Genomic DNA, 17,333 nt, shown 5'->3' with positions numbered 1-17,333 from the left:
TCATTTAAAGCATGTTAATTAGCTAGTTAACAAAATATTTATTAAAATTGAATTTTTATTGATTTTCACGTACTAATTTAACTTTAAACATTGTTACATAGCTAGTTAACAAAATATTTATCTATATAGAAATTAATTATTTTAAAACTCTAATTAAATATGTTTTTCTATGTTCTTTCAATACAAAATTTATTGTTGATTTGCAACTTCTAACTCACTACTTACTAATGCAGCCCCTACAGCTAATACAAATGGAGCTATGATTAAACTTCCTAATAATATTGTCATGTGTAACTCCTCCTCTTGACCTGTTTTATTTGATAAACTCATTATACCTGGTTCATCTTAAAATAGCCTGACACTAAGCTTAAACATTTCTTACATTTTTGAGAGATGATATTAAGTTTTAAATTTCATATCAATATGGATTTTTGCTAATTGCTAGTATACAATTTATTGAAAATTACATTAGGGGGATTTCTATGAATTTAAATCCAGTTAAGTTTACTGAAGAATTAGCTAAAGAAATAACTCCATGGAAATACGAAGGGGATTATAGTATATACAATTTGCCTTCATGGGATGAGATTATAAAAAAACAAATATCATTATGTAAAAAAGAGAAAAGAGAAAATTTCATTGGATATGCAGACAGTAAGAATAATCTTGTTGGATTTGTAAATTTACTAGATGAGGGAGAATCTGTATTCTTTGGTATAGGTGTTAAGCCAGAATATTGTGGGATTGGAATAGGCAAACAAATAGTTAGTATGGCTTTAGATGAATGTAAAAAAAGGTATCCCAGTAAACCAATTATATTAGAAGTTCGAAGTTGGAATAAAAGGGCTATTAGATGCTATGAATCTCAAGGTTTTAAAGTGATTGATAGAAAACATCAAGAAACTTATCTGGGTACCGGTGAATTTTTCATTATGGAGTATATAAAAAAATAAGATGGAATACTTATGCAGAAATGCCCTTAAAATCCATTTATTTGGATTCTAAGGGCATTTTATCTAAAATACATAATCTAGTTAGCTTATACAAAATAATCGCCTTTTAAACGTAATTTTTAATTATTTTGTATATATCTACTTTTTAATCGTATTTTTTGCTGAAACAACAAACGTATAAATAACAGTAAAAATTATCACTATAATTGCAGCTGTAAAAGTCCATTGTATTTTAAATATTTCTCCAAGTGCTACAAGCAAAAGAGCTATTGATAGCAATAAGTATGTCTTAGCAACAAGATGATATTCTTTTTTGGTTTTCATTTTGGCTCGATCTTCAGCATTTGAAATGTAATACATACTTGTTAATAATGGACCCTTTTGTTTAAATGCAAATAATGAGTAAATAAAAAATATAACTGACATAATTAAACATATAATTCCTTCTATCATATCTATCCCCCCCTTATTATTTATACTAATCCATTTAAAAAATAGTTTTAATATTTATTTCAATTTAAATATTTTTTAGTGCAAGTCGTTTATATGTAAAAAAATAGAACAGAAAAGAAAAGAAAAATGACCTTTACTAGTATTTACTAGTATTTAAGAAAGTATTTAATAGTATTTATAGTATTTAGACATATATGTAAGTATTGGAATTGCTTAAGTTTAGGACTCTAAATATGACAAATGGGAAGCGAACTATGACATTTGGGAAGTTTAATATGACAAATAGGAAGTTCAACTATGACATTTGGGAAACTTAGTATGACAAATGGGAAGTTAATTATGACATTTAGGAAGTCTAACTATGACAATTTTAAAATAATTGTCATAGTTGAGTGATTATAGTATTATTTATAATATAATCAAAATATAAGAGGTGGAAAATGGATAGAGAAGAGTTAAGGAGTCGTTTTGGAACGGATGAAGATATAAAAGTGTTAATGAAACACAATTCTTTGGTTAAAGCTAAGTACAACTTAACATTGGTTCAAAATAGAGTGTTTGAACTTTTATTATATAAATTTCAAAAGGAAAAAGATGGTATTTTAAGTTGTGAAATTCATAGGAATGAACTTAGAAATTTAATAGGCAAAGAGAAAGATAAAACTATAAAAGGAGTAAGTGATTTATTGGAATCACTTAGATTAAAGGAAATCTTAATTGCTGAAAAGATAAAAGATAAGGATAAATATAAATGGCATAGATTCGGGCTTATAAATGGTTCAACTTATGATGAAGATAGAGATACTTTTATAGTAAAGGCTACAGAAGAAATATATACTTTAATCCAAAATTATTATGACAAAAGGGAAGGCCACACACCGATTAATTTAATTGTTAAACTTGGAATGAATAATTACTATGCTCAAAGGTTGTATGATTTACTAAGGGTTTGGAGTGGAACTAAACAAGTTATAAACTATGAAGTATCGGAGTTAAAAGACCTTCTTCAAATAGATGAGAAATATAATTTATATGGAGATTTTAAGAGAAGGGTTATACTTCCAGCAATAAAGGAACTTAATGAAACTGGATATTTTGAAATAGAGATAAAAGAAAACAAAGTAGGTAGAAAAGTTGAATCTATTGATTTCTACGTTAAAGATTTGGACAAGAGAAAATATTTCAATAAAGATGAAATTATAAAAGAAATTCCTAATATCGTACTTGAAGACGTTGCACTTACTTCTAGTGATGATGCGTGTGACACTGCAGAAGAAAGTCTTTTAAAAGAAAAACCTAAAAAACTTGATCACTTTGTTCCTGATGAAACTATATTTACTAAGGGGACTTTAAGAAGTTTTAAGAAAGATTTTAAAGATATTGATTTTAAGAATGAATATATGGAAAGAGCTTTCGATGACGCAGTTATGATAACTCTTGATAGAGATGATGTTGAGACTATTAAAGCAACTTCATACAAGTTTTTCAAAGGAACTTTGGATAATAAGATTGTTGAATATAAGCTAGAAGAAAAAGAGGATCTAGATCATAAGAGAGAAATGGATACATTTTGGTAGATGAATTAAATCTAATAGACAATTGTAGTTAAATGATTATATAAATATGAAAAGGCAGAGAAATCTGTCTTTTTTGTGTAATGCCCCACGTTTATGAGTGTATGTTTACGACATATATGAATTGAATTTTAAAAGCGACAAATTAGGGATTTGTTTTATTGAAATAGGACAAATGGGAAATTCAAATTAAAGTAAAATTGAGTAAATCAACAATAATTCCTAAATTTTAATTAAATACAGATACGTTTATATTTTTTAAAAGCGACAAATCAGGGACTTATTTTATTAATAGGACAAATAGGAAGTTTCAAAATGAAACTGTAATAACCAGTTGGTTAATTTGTAAAGTTATTATGTTTTATTCTTAAATAACTTTATATATAAGTTTTAGTAAATTCAATCTGTATTTTTAAAAGCGACAAATCAGGGATTTATTTTTAATAGGACAGATTAGAACAGAAAAATGACCTTTACTAGTCTTTACTTAGTATTTATAAAAGTATTTAATAGTATTTAATAGTATTTAGACATAGCTCAATCCATTGAAAACACTAAGGATAAGAAGTTTAAAAGCGACAAATTAGGGATTTATTACGACGTATTAGGGATTTAAAGCGACAAATCAGGGACATAACTACGACGTATTAGGGATTAAAGACGACAAATCAGGGATTAACTACGACGTATTAGGGAGCATAAAAACGACAAAATTAAAATTGTTGACGTAGTAAAAACCATTTGTTACTCTATAACTAGAATTAGTTTAAAGGGGGATAGTAAACGTGAATCTGATAGAAGAATTAGAAAGTAATCGTATATTGATGAAAAACAATATGCTGGTGAAAGCTAGGTATAGCTTAAGTTTAATTGAAAACAGAGTATTTTTATCTATGTTGTATAAACTTCAAAAAAAATCAGATGGAGTGTTAACTTGCTCAATTAGCCACTCTGAATTTAAAGACATAATTAAATTCAAGCAAAAAAACACAGTTAAAGGGGTTTTAGAAGTATTAGAAGATCTAAGAAAGAAACCTATATATTTCAAGGAAGAAAAGAAAAATAAAAAAGGTAATTTATGGGGAGCATATGGATTTATAAATGGGTATGAGTATGACGACGAATTAGGGATATTCAATATTGAAGCATCAGAGAAAATACATAACTTATTAAAAGAATACTTAAAAATGGGATATACACCTGTCAATGTGCAGATTTGGCTATCTTTAAACAATTCTTACGCTCAACGATTTTATGATTTATTGAGACTTTGGAGTGGGACAAAAGATACTATAAACTATAAATTGGATGAAATTAAAGAACTATTAATGCTAGAGGATAAATATAGCAAATACAATGATTTTAAGAGAAGAGTAATACTTCCAGCAATAAAAGAGCTTAATGAGACTGGATACTTTGAAATAGATATAAAAGAAAATAAAGTAGGACGAAAAGTTGATTCTATTGATTTTTACATTAAAGATTTAGACAAGCGTAAGTACTTTACAAAGGATGAAATTATAAAAGAAATTCCGGGTATAGAGCTAGAAGAAGTTGCGATTACTTATGATGAAAATGATTGTGAAAATAAAGAAGAAATCATCATAAATGACAAGGTAATTATTGAGCCAAAAACTATATCTGATACGAAAGAGAATAAGATAGAGATCTTTATTCCCGATGAAAGTATATTTACTAAAGGCACTTTAAGAAGAGTCAAAATGGATTTTAAAGATATTGATTTTAAGAATAAATATATGGAAAAGGCGTTTGAAGATGCAGTTATGATAACGCTTGATAAAGATGATGTTGAAACTATTAAAGCAACTTCATATAAGTTTTTTAAAGGAACTTTAGACAATAAGATTGTTGAATATAAATTAGAAGAAAAAGAAGACATAGATCACAAAAGAGAAATGGATATGTTTTGGTAGATAAATTAGTACAATATAGAAATTTCAAGTGTTAAGATACAAATTATAAAACAAATTATTTAACACATTGAAATACAAATACAAAAAGGAATTGAACAACAAATTGTTATTCAATTCCTTTTTGTATTATAAACATTTATTAATATCCCGATTCTAATAATTTTGCTGATTCATTTGTCAATTTAATTAGATGTTGATATTCTTCTTCTCCCAATATTTTCTTATAACGATCATGTAGTTTTAATCTAAGTTTCTCGATATCACTATGCATTTCTTTTCCTTCATTAGTTAAATAAATATGTGAGTTTTTGCCATTTTGTTTTTTCTCTACTAAACCTTTTAAAATTAACTTATCCATAAGTCTAGTTAATGTAGATGGCATTAGATGGAGTTCTTTGCACAACTCTTTTTGTGTTATACCAGGCTGAAGATGTACTCCCAAAAGTATGTACACATATGAAGGTGACATTCCTAATTTTTTAAACTCATCTTCGGCTATTTTATAAGATATTTTTTGTAATCTAGTTGTTGTAAAAAATAAGCAACTAGAAAAATCATTCTCTATCATATTGTCCTCCGTTTTTCTTTATGAAATTTATATATTAATATAACAATATACTAAAATTTACAATAATTCTAGCTTTTAAATCATAAATTTATTACTTATAAATATAATAAAATCCTAAGATATATAAATTGATATATCTTAGGATTTCCAATATTTAAAATATTAATTTTTAATATCCATTTTGATCAACAAATATTTTTGCAAGATTACCTAATAATGTTGGAACATCATCGATACCCATATGAACCTCTACAAAAGATAATTTATTTGGATTTTCATTAATTTTATTCATTGCATTAGCAAGTTCTTGTTCTGTTTTAACATTAAAAACTAATGGTTTGTTTTCATTATTTGCAGAGAAAACTTCTGGTAACATATGATATTTCCACATTTGGACATCATTGTACTCTCTTCTTGGACCATGAATAACTCTTTCTACTGTATAACCATCATTATTTACAACAAATAATACAATATTTAGATTCTGTCTAATCATAGTTGAAACTTCTTGGGCTGTAAGTTGGAATGAACCATCTCCAACTAAAAGTATATTTCTTCTGCTTATATCAGCCATTTGTGTACCTAAAACAGCAGGAACTGTATATCCTATTGACCCCCATAAAGGTTGTCCAATAAATGTACTTCCTTTTGGCATATTAACAGTACTGGCACCGAAGTAAGATGTTCCTTGTTCTGCAACAACTACATCTCCTTCCTTAAAGAAATCTTGTAATTGTTCAAAATATCTATTTTGTGTTATATCAGCATCAGTTGGTATAAATTTTTTACTAGGCTCTTTAACTACATTGTTTTCGTTAAAATAATGTATACCTGAGTTAGCAAGAGCGTTTATAACATCTTTTATATATATTCCAGTAAACACTTCTTTTCCTATTCTAGCAGATGCAATATCAATTTCTATGTGAATCATATCTTCATTTATATAACTAAATCCAGCTGTTGTTGAGTCCGTTAACTTAACTCCTATTAATATAGCTAAATCTGTAGATTTTATAATATTTTTCAGTTGATTAGAGCTTAATTCACCAGTATAAACGCCTGCAAAATATGGATTTTCTTCACAAATAGAAGTTTTACCCATACTCAATGTACTTACTGGAATTTTAGCACTATTAATTAAATTTTCAACTTCTGCTTGTGTTTTAGTTCTTAAAACTTTATAGTCAGCTAAAATCATTTGATTTTTTGAGTTAGATATTAATTTTTCTACAGTTTTTATAAATTTACTTAAAGTTTCTTCATTGCTTTTTAACTCTAAGTTAAGAGGCTTCATATCTACATCTATTTCTGAACTTACTATATCTACGGGTAGCTCTATGTATCCAGGTCTTTTAAATTGATACGCAGTTGTAAGAACTCTATCTATTTCAGAAGCAGCATTAAATTCATTTATAAAAGTTTGAGCTACAGTTATTTCTTTAAACATTCTACTAAAAGTACTAAAATCACCTTCTCCTGTTGAGTGATGGACAAGAGATCTAGTATTTTGAACATTTGCTGATGGAGAACCAACTATTTTGATAACTGGAACATTTTCAGTAAATGAACCGGCTACACCGTTTATAGCACTAAGTTCGCCAACTCCAAATGTAGTAACTATAGCTCCCATACCTTTTATTCTTGCATATCCATCTGCTGCATAAGCAGCATTTAACTCATTACAGTTACCAACCCACTTAACATCTTTTGAATCTTCTATTAAATCTAAAAATCCCAAATTATAGTCACCGGGAACTCCATATACACAATCTACGTTTAATTCGTGTAGTCTTTTAATTAAGTAATCACCTATTTTAATTTTCATAAAAAAACCTCCAATGTTAATTTAAAATTTAAATGTCTTATTTTTATTAGAAAATCAGATACAAATAAAAAAGTCATTTGTATGTACAACTAACTATAACATGAATTATAATTATATTCAAATATAAATTTTAATTTAACTAATATAATTAAATAGAATATAATTAATAATAAGAAGAATTATATTTGGAGGGGTATTTATGAATTGTTTAAGGTGTAATACTGAAATGAAGTTTTTAAAGGAGTATAGATTTGAGTCTAGGGAAAATGATAGGGGATTATTTAAAACATTATTTGATGTTGAAGAGCATTTAATATTTAATATACATGTGTGCCCTGAGTGTAAACACACAGAATTTATATACAAGGGTAGTGTTGAAAGATTTGATTAGGAAAAGTTAGGAATGTAATTAAAACTATATAGATAAAAATAAGGCAAGTTATATCTGATATAACTTGCCTTATTTTTATCTATATGAGCTATAAAAGATGTTTCTTATAGGTTAGCTCTGAATTTTTACTGATTTTTATATGAATTTTAAAAAAGTAAGGTTTATTTAAGGTTGGATTTATTTTTAGTTAAGAATGGATGTATAAAATAGAGTTAAATAAAGCACGGATAAAGAAAAGGAGAGAATATGATAAAGTTAAAAAATATTAATAAATATTATGGCAAATTTCATGTCACTAAAGACTTAAGTTTAAGTGTAAATAGTGGTGAAATATATGGGCTTGTAGGAAAAAATGGAGCAGGTAAAACAACTATATTTAAAGTTATATTAGGATTATCAGAATTTAGTAGTGGAGAATTATCAATAAAAGGTAGTAAAGATAAAAATGAATTGCTTGCAAATAGGAAAAAAATCGGGTTTTTCATAGGGAAAAACTTCTTTGATTATTTAGATGCTAGAGAAAACCTAAACTATTATAGACAATTAAAAGGAATCAAGGATAAAGGAGAAATTGATAGAGTATTAAAAATAGTAAACTTACATGAAACAAAAGCAAAATATAAAAACTTTTCTATGGGAATGAAGCAAAGATTAGGAATAGCAAATGCGATACTTGGTAACCCAGAAATACTAATATTAGACGAACCTACAAATGGATTAGATCCACAGGGGATAGCTGATATTAGAAACTTAATAAAGAAGTTAAATGAAGAGTATAAAATGACAATAATAGTATCTTCTCATATTCTTGGAGAATTAGAACATACTGCAAATAGATTTGGTATTGTTCATGAAGGAAAAATACTTAAAGAAATAGATAAAAACAATTTGGAAAGTGAAGCAGATACTATAGAGATTAAAGTAAGTGATATTGAGAGAACAAAGAAGATTTTAAAGGAAAACAAAATAGAAATTTTACAAGAAAAATCATCTACAAAGACGTTAGAAGATTACTACTTTGAATTAGTAGAGGGGGCGAAGAAATGTTAAATTATTTAATAGCAGATTTAAATAGAATGAGTCGTAAGAAATCTTTAATATACACGGTAGCAACTTTTTTAGGATTATTCCTTACGATGGTATTTATAATATATACTCCAAATTTAGATGGAGGAGGATATCTTTCAAAAACAGATATGTTTTTAGGATTCTATCCTTTAGTAGTAGGAATACCAATATTTTTATCAATATATTCAGATGATTTTAAAAGTAAAGCAATGCAAATAGCTATAGGGTATGGTATTGATAGAAATAAAATTATATTAACAAAAGCAATAGAAACGGTAATATTGTCAGTGATTTCGGGTGTATTGTTAGGTGTACTTGTAATAGCTGTACCAAAGATTTTAGGACTTACTCTTACGCACGAACAGTTTTTAGAACTGACTCTTGGAGCAGCAACAGGAATACTAAAGATTATTGTATATGTAGGTATATCTACAATATTAGTTTATCATTATCAAAATGCAATGTATGGAACAATATCATTTGTATTGTTAGGATCAGGAACAGTAGGGATGATATTAAATCTTATACTTTCTCAACAGTTTGTAGTAGATTTAGTAGGAAATTTAACTGAGCATATGTTTACAACATTATTAGCTATAGAAAAGCTAAACTATATTACAAAAGGAAGTTTTAATATAACTTCAATAATAGAAATTATACTATACATGGTAATACCAGTAATAGTTTCAATGATTATATTTAGAAAAAAAGAACTTGAATTTTAGGAGGTAGAATATGAAAAAAACATTAGGAATTTTAATCGCCGTAGCAATAATTGTAGGTGGAGCACTTTGGGCAAAAGGATATTATAATAATAGATATGTTGCATCAGAAACTTATTATACACAAGTACCAACAGATGAAGTAAATAAAGATTCTTGGTTAGTAGATGATGAAGGTAAAAAAGAAATAAAGGGAAAAGAGTATAATTTAATTGGATATGATAAAGAAGGAAATAAAAGGGATTTTAATTTTGCTAAACAAGGTACTGCAAAGGATTATTATGCACCAGGGGCTTACATTAAGATAAGTGCTAGTAAAACAATCTCTCTGGGTGAAAGTACAGTTAACAAAGAGGATGTGCCTGCAAAAGCTTTAGAAAAGATAGAAAAAGAAGGAACTAGAAAATAAAAGGCAAACACAGTTATTTCAATTGTTTAAATATAAATTGTTAAACAGATTGTAAAAGAAACTGAATTACAAATTTAAAAAGGAATTGTACAACAAATTGTTGTACAATTCCTTTTTTATTTAAGTTTACTTATTCTTCTTCATCAACAAATTCGAATAAATTTTCAACTGAAGTATTAAAGACTTTTGCGATATCCATAGCTAACTTAAGAGATGGATTATATCGACCATTCTCTAAATGAACTATAGTCTCACGTCTTACTCCAACCAATTTAGCTAATTCATTTTGTTTAATAAGAGCTTTTTCTCTATACTCTTTAATATTTGTTTTTAAAATAGGCATTTAATTATAAAGTCCCTTTCTATCATAGTATATATATGATAATAACCTAAAAATTGTAAGTAATAGCAAAGTTATTATAATTACTAATCCAAGACTATTAACAGATTTAAAAATATAAGAAGTACGAGGTGTTGTAGCAAACATACCAATTAAGGCTATAGATACAAATATAAAATTCATACTCATTTTATTTACTTTTGATAATATAGTTTCAGACAATTCATCATTAATCCCCTTGAATTTTAATTGTAAAACTAACATAACCAATAGACATCTACCCCATGCTAATGTTACATAATTTGAATATTGTGAGTTAAAGTAAAGATCAAATATTGCACTTAGTAAAATAAAGATCATTGTGAAAATATCCAAAGTAAGTTGTGATTTGATAGTAAATTGACTATTAGACATATAGTCGTCCCCCTTTATAAGTGATATATTTATAACTTAATATGTTATAAATATATCACTTATGAAAATGTTTTTCAACTATTAATGTTAGAAATATATAACTTTTAATCTTATAATATAAACTATTCTATAAAATTAAATATACCAATACATTAGAAGGATATAGATTATCAATTAAATGAGCTAAACGAGTTATCTAAAAGCTTATTGAAAGCATATAAGTAATGGTTTAGAATATGCTATAGAAAAGCTAAAATAAATATGTGTCGTGAAGAAATTCATTAAATTTGAAGGGGGAATTTATGAGTACGTATATTATAGTAAGTGCAGTTTTTGTTCCTATATACTTGATTTATAATTATAGATGTTATAAAAAAAATCAAGTATCTTATTGGATAACACAAGGTATGTTGTGGGAGGATTCATTAAAAGTAATAGATAGTAGTTACTATGATTTTCAATACAAGAGTTGTATAAAATCTTGTATTTTATTATTTATTATAATTATTTTAGGGACTCTGCTTGATTGGGAGGCTACCTTTTTACTAGTATTTTTAATATCATTTCATGGGACCGTTTCAATGACAAAGCACTTTGCTTTTAAGAAAAACTATTTATTAAAAAGTAAAAATGAGTAAGTATAAGTATGTTAATTAGATAGTTAACATACTTAATAATTTAAAAGAAACTAGAGAAATGGTTATAAATTATTAAATAAATAAAGTTTTAATAACGTAGGAATGAGTGTAATTATTAGGATTAAGTAATTTAAACAATTACACTCATTTTTGATATAACTATTCCCTAAACCTAAATTTTAAGACTTGTTTAACTAACCTAAACTAGCTTATAACTTTTTATATTTTTTTTTATGCCATATTTATCAAGCAAGTCATCCCAAATATCGCCAAAACTACATCCTAGTATTAATTCAAAAACAATTATATATATAGTGTAGATTGGTATTATAATTAAGTATTTTTTAAAATTTTTAAAAATCCTACTCATTTTATCACCACCAAATTATAAATTTGAATTATATATCTATTATACAACTATTCTCTAAAAACTTGTTGAAAGAGTAGCCATAAAAATGTCCTTAAAATTCATTTATTTGGATTCTAATGGTATTAGCTTTATTCGAAATACATAACTAGTACTTAAACGGAAATTTTAGGACAAGTTATACTAAGAGATTTTATTATTTTTTTAATAGAGTTAACTATATACCAAAAGTACAAAAACGAATAATATCAACTATTGAATGTGTACCAATTGCAGATATTAAATTTAATTTTCTTAACATTGATGCAAAAGGTAACCCAAATAATACCGATAACATTACAACACTTGGAAGATTAAATGTACTAAGATTGAAATGTATCAATGTATGTGGAAGAATCATTATCAAATAACATAATAGATTTTGAATCTTTGAAAATTTAGAATCATTAGTAATATAAACACACATAGCAAAGAAGAATAATCTAAAAAATATTTCTTCAAATATTCCAGCACGTAAAGCATTAAATACATATTGTATTTTAAAACCTGGATTTATTGGTATGCTGCCTATTGCAAAAAATACATTTATTGCACCAAGTATCATCCCAACTCCCAATATTAAGATTACTGATACTAATATGCTTTTTTTATTATTATCGAAAATATGAACAGTATTTTTACTTTTCTTGAAGATTCCAATAGATGCAATAAAAGGGATAATAGTGGAAATTCCCATTATAGGACTTGATGGCATACACAAAATACCGAAAATAATACCTAAAATAAAATCTTTAGATGTAGTAGATTTATTTTTAATAATCAGGTATATTGCTATTAAATTAATTGTAATAAACCAAACAAAGGTTGCTTCTAATACGCTAGCAGTAAACCAAACCCCAATAAAGAATATGAGAAGTAATGTTAATTTAATGGTATTATTACTTTTAGTTCATTTATTTTTCATTGTTTTTCCCCCTATAATTAAATCATCATTAATTATTATTGTATCTTAGTTATTTATAAATTTTAGGATATAAGTAAAAGTATTTTTTAAATAAACTTAAACTATTCTCTAAAAACTTGTTTAAAGAGTTGTAGTAAAAAAGCCATTAAAAGCCATTTATTTGAGGTCTAAGGGCATTAACTTTATGTAAAATTTATAACTAGTTTCTAAATTGAAATTTTAAGAATTGTTGTTTTAATATAAAAAATATATGCTTTTTTATATTATATTTATTAGAATTGCAGAAGTAACGTTCACAATTCCATGACAAATTATAACTGGTAAAATACTTCCATTTGATTTTTTATCCATTATGTATCCAAATGTAAATCCAATAATAGCAGAGTTTATAAGTCCAAGAATAAACTCTAAAGTAGGCGATTTACCAAATGTAGATACATGAACAATCATAAAAATTCCAGTTTGTAATAAATTTCCTTTTAAAAATCCAAACTTAAATATTAACCTTTTTCCTAAAAATCCTCTAAAAAGTATCTCTTCACTAAGACCAGTCTTTATGCCAAATAGAACTAAAGATATAGTAAAAATAATAAATCCTCTATCATACGAACCAGCTATAGGAGTTAAAGACATATCTCCCTGAATTAACTTGCTGATAACTATAGTAGAAAATGAAAAAACATATGCTAAACCAGTTATTTTAAAAGCTTGAAAATAATTTTGCTTATTAGTTTTTTTAAATCCTAAAAATTTAAATATTCCCTTAAAACTTCTTTTTGAAATAAAATACCATAAAAATGGAATACTGCTAAATAATAAAATTTGAGCTATTGTATTTATGAATTGGTCTATTAAATAAATAGTATTATCAATCATATGATACCTCCTACTATCAAATAAATTGGACATAATATTAAAATTATAGCATATTTAAAATATTAATATGGCTATTAAGATAGGTGTTTTCGAAGTCATTCTTGAAAAATACTATTCTTTAAAAACTTGTTTAAAGAGTTGTAGTAAAAAAGCCCTTAAAATCTATTTAATTCGATTTTAAGGGCTTTAACATTATCTTACTAACTAGCAAGACTTATTTATTTTATAGTTATCAAAATTAAAAGTAACAAGGTTTTTTACAAAGTATATAATCCAAATAACAAAGCATAACCATAAAATTAATTCAGAAATAAAAATATAACCAAGTGCTCCAATTAAAAATATTAATCCGTATCTAAAAAGTATAAAACCATAATCTTTACTTAATTTAAGCTCATCATATAATTCTCTGTGATTTTTAGAAATAATAGAATATCCTTGTATCAAAACTGATGCCTTGCCTTTAAAAATAAAAAATACACTAGATAATAAAAATAATGCACCTGACAGAGTAAATGCTATATCTAACAACAAATCAATGACCTCCCTTTAGTTTTATAATAAATGTATATACTTAAAATTGCATCTAGTTCTTAAAAACTTGTTTAAAGGTTACTAGTAAAAATACCTGCTCCTTATGAAAAGTATAGATAGAAAATAGTACTTATTGTTTTCTAAATATGTAACTAGTCCCTAAAATGATATAAAATAATTATAAGTTTGGTAGGATATTTATAATTACACACTTTGAGAGGTGTCAAAAGCTTTTTACATACTAAAAATAGGTAATATCAAAGAGGTTTGATAGCTAAAATTAATTTAAGGTTATAGGATAATAGTACAGGAGGTAATTAGATGGAGATTGGAAAACAAATAAAGAAATATAGGACAGATAGAAAGCTTTCACAAGAGGCATTAGCTGAGAGGATATTTGTATCTCGCCAAACTATTTCAAATTGGGAGAATGATAAAAATTATCCAGATATGAAAAGCTTATTGTTATTAAGTTCTCTTTTTAATGTATCTCTTGATATATTAGTTAAAGGAGACCTTGAAGAAATGAAAAAGGAAATAAAAAAAGAAGAGATTTCTAAATTTGAAAAGGATGGTAAGATTTTTACTATACTTCTTATAGCAGATATTATATTAGTTGTTCCACTTATGAAGATTTTTGGGAAAAATATGGGATTTTTAATATTTATTTTAATATGGTTAGTATCAATGTATTATGCGAGTAAAGTTGAGAGACATAAAAAGAATAATGATGTAAAAACGTACAAAGAGTTAAACGCATTTTTAGAGGGAAGGACGCTAGAGGGTAATGAGAAATATATTGAATATGGTAAAAGACCGTATCAGCAATGGGCAATGGCATTAGGTGTTGGATTAATTACTGCAATTGTAGCTTTTATTATGTCTATTATATTATTTTAAAATATCATAATTTAAAAGGATTATAAAATTTGAGAAAGATTTTATAATCCTTATTTTATGTAAAAATAAAGTTGTATTTATAATTGACTTACAAAATGTAAATGAAGTATTTAATTTATTTCCTTTTTTCAAAAACAATTTGATAGCAATATGGAGCTGCTACACCTGGAGCTGAAAATCCTGTATTTTCATTTGCAGGAATGACAATTTGCTTTAATCTCCATCCATTTTTAGATTCATCATGAATAATAGACTTACATGCTTCAAAAGTATCTCCAGATTTAACTTTAAAACCTTTCTTTAATGGCACTTCTATAAATTTATACTCATACATACAAAAATATCCCTTAACTAATGTGACTTATTTATATCTATATATTACATATATATCACATTGGTTTTTATAGTATGACTAAAATTTAAAGTAAATAACTAATCCTTAAAAACTTGTTTAAAGATAATTAGAAAAAATGACCTTAGACTCCGTTTTTTAGATTCTAAGGTCATTAACTTTATCGTAAGTAACTATCAATTGTTAAAGTTCAAAAATGAATAGACTTTCAATTGGGGTATCTAATTCCCTAGATATTCTCACAGCTAGTTCAAGTGAAGGATTATATTTAGCATTTTCTAAACGAGCTATGGTTTCTCTTCTAACATTAACTTTAATAGCCAACTCTTCCTGTGTTAGCTCTTTTAATTGTCGATATTTTTTTAAATTACTTATATAATTTGTCATAATATTTTTAGTCCTCTAAATCAAATTTGTAAGTTAAATATGCCCATAAATTTACAGATATTGCAAAAGTAAGTGATAGTATAATTAATTGAATTTTATAAAGCAATTCAAAGTCTAAAGAAAATTGACCAATAAAAAGACTTAATAAAAATGCTATTGAAAAACATATCCTAAAAGAAATTGAACCTGCTTTATATCTATCTGCAATTAATCGTTCATCTTCAGTTAATCCTAGTTTAAACCACCAAAAATAAGCAAAACAACCAAAGAAAGCAAAGTTTAGAAAGAATATAGGGTCATTATTTACCCCTGAAAATCCTAAAAACCCTAAAAATCCTAGGAAATATGAATGTTTGTGTATTGTTTTTTTCATAATAAAACCCCTTTGAATGTGATATATTTGTATCTTTATATTACAAATATATCACATTTATTTTTGAATTGATACCTAAAATGTAAAATAAATTAGTTTATAGCTATTTCTAAACTTGGTTAAAGACTTGTAGTAAAGATGCCCTTAAAATATAGTTATTTAGATTTTAAGGGCATTAACTTTATTTTAAGATAACTAGAAGTGAAATTTTAAGATTTGTTGTTTTAATATAAGAAACTGCACATAAAATCATATGCTTTTGTGAACATAAAAAGAGAGTTAAATTTTCACCCTCTTTTTATAAATCAAATGAAGTTAGTGTTTACTATTTCTTATTTTTTCTTCTAGTATTTCTGCTGCTAATAAATATGCAATACCTACAACTAAAGAAACTATACTTAGTGTTGTAAGAGTATTCCCTACATAACTTAACATATGTGAAAATAGTTCTGCATCCCAAGAAGAAACATTCGAACTAAAAATTGCTGCACTTATATACCTTGTTGAAAATAATATTGCTGATATTAAACAAAATATTGTTCCAGTCCCTCTTCTATTCATATTTTCTACCCCTACTTTGTTATTTATTTTTTAATTTGATAACTTAATTATATAATACCTTTAAATTTAGGATTTGTTCACTAAAACAGATATTTTATTGAACAGTTTTTTATATTTATGGTTACTTTCTAATTAAATATTTTTTATCATTATTAAACATATATTTATTTCATCCCAAAGTTCTTTTATTTCTTCCAATGGGTAAAAACCAACACTTTTATAGAACTTCCTTGTAGCTGCATAGTACTTATTTGGATTTGATGGTCCTAGTGTTTTAACTTGAAGAAATTTAGTACCTTTGCTGGCTAATGTGTTATTAGAAACCTCAACTAATGATTTTCCCACATGCTTACATTGATATTCTTTTAATACTCCTATAACATATATTTCTGATGTGTACTCATTGTTATGCTTTATACTTATAAATCCAATAGGTTTTTCTACGTCATAAGCTACATAAAATTTAGTATCTTTTACACCTTCTACATATTCAACTATAGACTCTTCAATATCAAACCACTCAGGCAGTTTTCTTAATATGCAATCAGCAACATTAGACTTAACCTCAATATCATGTATTTCTATAATCTTAAACATAATTATCCCCCTAGCATTTTTATAATTCATCTTGAAACATTTTCTAATTAAATCATATCAGAACTTTTAATTTAAGTGTGTTCACAATAACAGATACTTTTGTGATCATTGCTAAGAAATTTTAAGACTATTT

23 protein-coding genes are annotated in these 17,333 nt (G+C 26.0%); 10 read left to right on the top strand and 13 right to left on the bottom strand.

Features of this window, described 5'->3' with window-relative positions:
- The first annotated feature begins 482 nt into the window (after positions 1-482).
- Entirely contained in the window at positions 483-953 is a 471-nt protein-coding gene (locus RWY47_RS09160; RefSeq protein WP_224171230.1) for a GNAT family N-acetyltransferase, read from the top strand.
- 138 nt (positions 954-1,091) lie between these two features.
- On the opposite strand, the gene RWY47_RS09155 is transcribed toward RWY47_RS09160, so the two are convergent.
- On the bottom strand, positions 1,092-1,406 hold the full coding sequence (locus RWY47_RS09155) for a DUF3784 domain-containing protein (protein WP_224171229.1): 315 nt from the start codon (positions 1,404-1,406) through the stop codon (positions 1,092-1,094).
- A 440-nt stretch (positions 1,407-1,846) separates the two neighbouring features.
- On the opposite strand from RWY47_RS09155, the gene RWY47_RS09150 reads away from it, so the two are divergent.
- Positions 1,847-2,983, top strand: coding sequence for a replication initiation protein (locus RWY47_RS09150; protein WP_224171228.1), 1,137 nt, complete (start codon positions 1,847-1,849; stop codon positions 2,981-2,983).
- A 782-nt stretch (positions 2,984-3,765) separates the two neighbouring features.
- On the top strand, positions 3,766-4,914 hold the full coding sequence (locus RWY47_RS09145; protein WP_224171023.1) for a replication initiation protein: 1,149 nt from the start codon (positions 3,766-3,768) through the stop codon (positions 4,912-4,914).
- A 139-nt stretch (positions 4,915-5,053) separates the two neighbouring features.
- Here RWY47_RS09145 and RWY47_RS09140 read toward each other — a convergent pair whose 3' ends face one another.
- Positions 5,054-5,482 (bottom strand): MarR family winged helix-turn-helix transcriptional regulator, encoded by a 429-nt coding sequence (locus RWY47_RS09140; RefSeq protein ID WP_224171022.1) that lies wholly within the window; start codon positions 5,480-5,482, stop codon positions 5,054-5,056.
- A 169-nt stretch (positions 5,483-5,651) separates the two neighbouring features.
- A complete protein-coding gene (locus RWY47_RS09135) occupies positions 5,652-7,307 on the bottom strand; it encodes an alpha-keto acid decarboxylase family protein (protein ID WP_224171021.1) in 1,656 nt (551 codons plus the stop codon).
- A gap of 199 nt (positions 7,308-7,506) precedes the next feature.
- Between RWY47_RS09135 and RWY47_RS09130 the strand changes: the two genes are divergently transcribed.
- The 4 genes from RWY47_RS09130 (at position 7,507) to RWY47_RS09115 (ending at position 9,897) form a co-directional block, all read left to right on the top strand.
- Positions 7,507-7,698 carry a hypothetical protein gene (locus tag RWY47_RS09130; RefSeq protein WP_021430951.1) on the top strand — a complete coding sequence of 64 codons (192 nt, stop codon included), beginning with the start codon at positions 7,507-7,509 and terminating at the stop codon, positions 7,696-7,698.
- 246 nt (positions 7,699-7,944) lie between these two features.
- Entirely contained in the window at positions 7,945-8,748 is an 804-nt protein-coding gene (locus RWY47_RS09125; RefSeq protein WP_025162422.1) for an ABC transporter ATP-binding protein, read from the top strand.
- Entirely contained in the window at positions 8,742-9,491 is a 750-nt protein-coding gene (locus RWY47_RS09120) for a hypothetical protein (RefSeq protein ID WP_224171020.1), read from the top strand. The genes RWY47_RS09125 and RWY47_RS09120 overlap by 7 nt, the downstream gene beginning before the upstream one ends.
- 10 nt (positions 9,492-9,501) lie before the next feature.
- Complete coding sequence (locus RWY47_RS09115) at positions 9,502-9,897, top strand: YxeA family protein (protein ID WP_224171019.1); 396 nt, start codon at positions 9,502-9,504, stop codon at positions 9,895-9,897.
- A gap of 130 nt (positions 9,898-10,027) precedes the next feature.
- On the opposite strand, the gene RWY47_RS09110 is transcribed toward RWY47_RS09115, so the two are convergent.
- Positions 10,028-10,240, bottom strand: coding sequence for a helix-turn-helix transcriptional regulator (locus RWY47_RS09110; RefSeq protein WP_025162418.1), 213 nt, complete (start codon positions 10,238-10,240; stop codon positions 10,028-10,030).
- Positions 10,241-10,651, bottom strand: coding sequence for a hypothetical protein (locus tag RWY47_RS09105; protein ID WP_224171018.1), 411 nt, complete (start codon positions 10,649-10,651; stop codon positions 10,241-10,243).
- Between the two features lie 302 nt (positions 10,652-10,953).
- On the opposite strand from RWY47_RS09105, the gene RWY47_RS09100 reads away from it, so the two are divergent.
- Entirely contained in the window at positions 10,954-11,289 is a 336-nt protein-coding gene (locus RWY47_RS09100) for a hypothetical protein (protein ID WP_224171017.1), read from the top strand.
- 584 nt (positions 11,290-11,873) lie between these two features.
- On the opposite strand, the gene RWY47_RS09095 is transcribed toward RWY47_RS09100, so the two are convergent.
- Positions 11,874-12,260: a CPBP family glutamic-type intramembrane protease gene (locus RWY47_RS09095; RefSeq protein WP_224171015.1), complete on the bottom strand. Its 387-nt coding sequence runs from the start codon at positions 12,258-12,260 to the stop codon at positions 11,874-11,876.
- Between the two features lie 118 nt (positions 12,261-12,378).
- Between RWY47_RS09095 and RWY47_RS09090 the strand changes: the two genes are divergently transcribed.
- On the top strand, positions 12,379-12,669 hold the full coding sequence (locus RWY47_RS09090; protein WP_316030300.1) for a hypothetical protein: 291 nt from the start codon (positions 12,379-12,381) through the stop codon (positions 12,667-12,669).
- Between the two features lie 209 nt (positions 12,670-12,878).
- On the opposite strand, the gene RWY47_RS09085 is transcribed toward RWY47_RS09090, so the two are convergent.
- Positions 12,879-13,496: a CPBP family intramembrane glutamic endopeptidase gene (locus RWY47_RS09085; RefSeq protein ID WP_224171013.1), complete on the bottom strand. Its 618-nt coding sequence runs from the start codon at positions 13,494-13,496 to the stop codon at positions 12,879-12,881.
- Between the two features lie 204 nt (positions 13,497-13,700).
- A complete protein-coding gene (locus tag RWY47_RS09080) occupies positions 13,701-14,030 on the bottom strand; it encodes a DUF3784 domain-containing protein (protein ID WP_224171012.1) in 330 nt (109 codons plus the stop codon).
- Between the two features lie 321 nt (positions 14,031-14,351).
- Between RWY47_RS09080 and RWY47_RS09075 the strand changes: the two genes are divergently transcribed.
- Entirely contained in the window at positions 14,352-14,930 is a 579-nt protein-coding gene (locus RWY47_RS09075) for a helix-turn-helix domain-containing protein (protein ID WP_224171011.1), read from the top strand.
- A gap of 115 nt (positions 14,931-15,045) precedes the next feature.
- On the opposite strand, the gene RWY47_RS09070 is transcribed toward RWY47_RS09075, so the two are convergent.
- From RWY47_RS09070 to RWY47_RS09050, 5 genes are all read right to left on the bottom strand, one after another.
- Positions 15,046-15,264 carry a DUF4177 domain-containing protein gene (locus RWY47_RS09070; protein WP_025162410.1) on the bottom strand — a complete coding sequence of 73 codons (219 nt, stop codon included), beginning with the start codon at positions 15,262-15,264 and terminating at the stop codon, positions 15,046-15,048.
- A gap of 201 nt (positions 15,265-15,465) precedes the next feature.
- Complete coding sequence (locus RWY47_RS09065; protein ID WP_170075612.1) at positions 15,466-15,669, bottom strand: helix-turn-helix transcriptional regulator; 204 nt, start codon at positions 15,667-15,669, stop codon at positions 15,466-15,468.
- 7 nt (positions 15,670-15,676) lie between these two features.
- A complete protein-coding gene (locus RWY47_RS09060; protein ID WP_150843539.1) occupies positions 15,677-16,042 on the bottom strand; it encodes a DUF3796 domain-containing protein in 366 nt (121 codons plus the stop codon).
- Between the two features lie 315 nt (positions 16,043-16,357).
- Positions 16,358-16,603 carry a hypothetical protein gene (locus RWY47_RS09055; RefSeq protein ID WP_224171010.1) on the bottom strand — a complete coding sequence of 82 codons (246 nt, stop codon included), beginning with the start codon at positions 16,601-16,603 and terminating at the stop codon, positions 16,358-16,360.
- Positions 16,604-16,735: 132 nt separating this feature from the next.
- The gene (locus RWY47_RS09050; RefSeq protein WP_224171009.1) at positions 16,736-17,200 is read right to left on the bottom strand and encodes a GNAT family N-acetyltransferase; all 465 of its coding nucleotides are present in this window, start codon (positions 17,198-17,200) and stop codon (positions 16,736-16,738) included.
- Between the last annotated feature and the right edge of the window lie 133 nt (positions 17,201-17,333).

It is taken from the genome of Paraclostridium sp. MRS3W1 (assembly GCF_032465715.1).
GTDB classification, from domain to species: domain Bacteria; phylum Bacillota; class Clostridia; order Peptostreptococcales; family Peptostreptococcaceae; genus Paraclostridium; species Paraclostridium dentum.
The sequence above is the reverse complement of the archived record's forward strand: the minus strand, read 5'-3'. Positions and strand labels throughout refer to the sequence as shown.

Excerpts from the sequence above, each read along its gene's own strand:
- RWY47_RS09155 (WP_224171229.1), bottom strand. The coding sequence starts at position 1,406 with ATGATAGAAGGAATTATATGTTTAATTATGTCAGTTATATTTTTTATT.
- RWY47_RS09160 (WP_224171230.1), top strand. The coding sequence starts at position 483 with ATGAATTTAAATCCAGTTAAGTTTACTGAAGAATTAGCTAAAGAAATA.
- RWY47_RS09105 (WP_224171018.1), bottom strand. The coding sequence starts at position 10,651 with ATGTCTAATAGTCAATTTACTATCAAATCACAACTTACTTTGGATATT.
- RWY47_RS09120 (WP_224171020.1), top strand. The coding sequence starts at position 8,742 with ATGTTAAATTATTTAATAGCAGATTTAAATAGAATGAGTCGTAAGAAA.
- RWY47_RS09060 (WP_150843539.1), bottom strand. The coding sequence starts at position 16,042 with ATGAAAAAAACAATACACAAACATTCATATTTCCTAGGATTTTTAGGG.
- RWY47_RS09150 (WP_224171228.1), top strand. The coding sequence starts at position 1,847 with ATGGATAGAGAAGAGTTAAGGAGTCGTTTTGGAACGGATGAAGATATA.
- RWY47_RS09130 (WP_021430951.1), top strand. The coding sequence starts at position 7,507 with ATGAATTGTTTAAGGTGTAATACTGAAATGAAGTTTTTAAAGGAGTAT.
- RWY47_RS09135 (WP_224171021.1), bottom strand. The coding sequence starts at position 7,307 with ATGAAAATTAAAATAGGTGATTACTTAATTAAAAGACTACACGAATTA.
- RWY47_RS09075 (WP_224171011.1), top strand. The coding sequence starts at position 14,352 with ATGGAGATTGGAAAACAAATAAAGAAATATAGGACAGATAGAAAGCTT.
- RWY47_RS09070 (WP_025162410.1), bottom strand. The coding sequence starts at position 15,264 with ATGTATGAGTATAAATTTATAGAAGTGCCATTAAAGAAAGGTTTTAAA.
- RWY47_RS09095 (WP_224171015.1), bottom strand. The coding sequence starts at position 12,260 with ATGATACTTGGTGCAATAAATGTATTTTTTGCAATAGGCAGCATACCA.
- RWY47_RS09100 (WP_224171017.1), top strand. The coding sequence starts at position 10,954 with ATGAGTACGTATATTATAGTAAGTGCAGTTTTTGTTCCTATATACTTG.
- RWY47_RS09140 (WP_224171022.1), bottom strand. The coding sequence starts at position 5,482 with ATGATAGAGAATGATTTTTCTAGTTGCTTATTTTTTACAACAACTAGA.
- RWY47_RS09055 (WP_224171010.1), bottom strand. The coding sequence starts at position 16,603 with ATGAATAGAAGAGGGACTGGAACAATATTTTGTTTAATATCAGCAATA.
- RWY47_RS09085 (WP_224171013.1), bottom strand. The coding sequence starts at position 13,496 with ATGATTGATAATACTATTTATTTAATAGACCAATTCATAAATACAATA.
- RWY47_RS09115 (WP_224171019.1), top strand. The coding sequence starts at position 9,502 with ATGAAAAAAACATTAGGAATTTTAATCGCCGTAGCAATAATTGTAGGT.
- RWY47_RS09110 (WP_025162418.1), bottom strand. The coding sequence starts at position 10,240 with ATGCCTATTTTAAAAACAAATATTAAAGAGTATAGAGAAAAAGCTCTT.
- RWY47_RS09065 (WP_170075612.1), bottom strand. The coding sequence starts at position 15,669 with ATGACAAATTATATAAGTAATTTAAAAAAATATCGACAATTAAAAGAG.
- RWY47_RS09050 (WP_224171009.1), bottom strand. The coding sequence starts at position 17,200 with ATGTTTAAGATTATAGAAATACATGATATTGAGGTTAAGTCTAATGTT.
- RWY47_RS09125 (WP_025162422.1), top strand. The coding sequence starts at position 7,945 with ATGATAAAGTTAAAAAATATTAATAAATATTATGGCAAATTTCATGTC.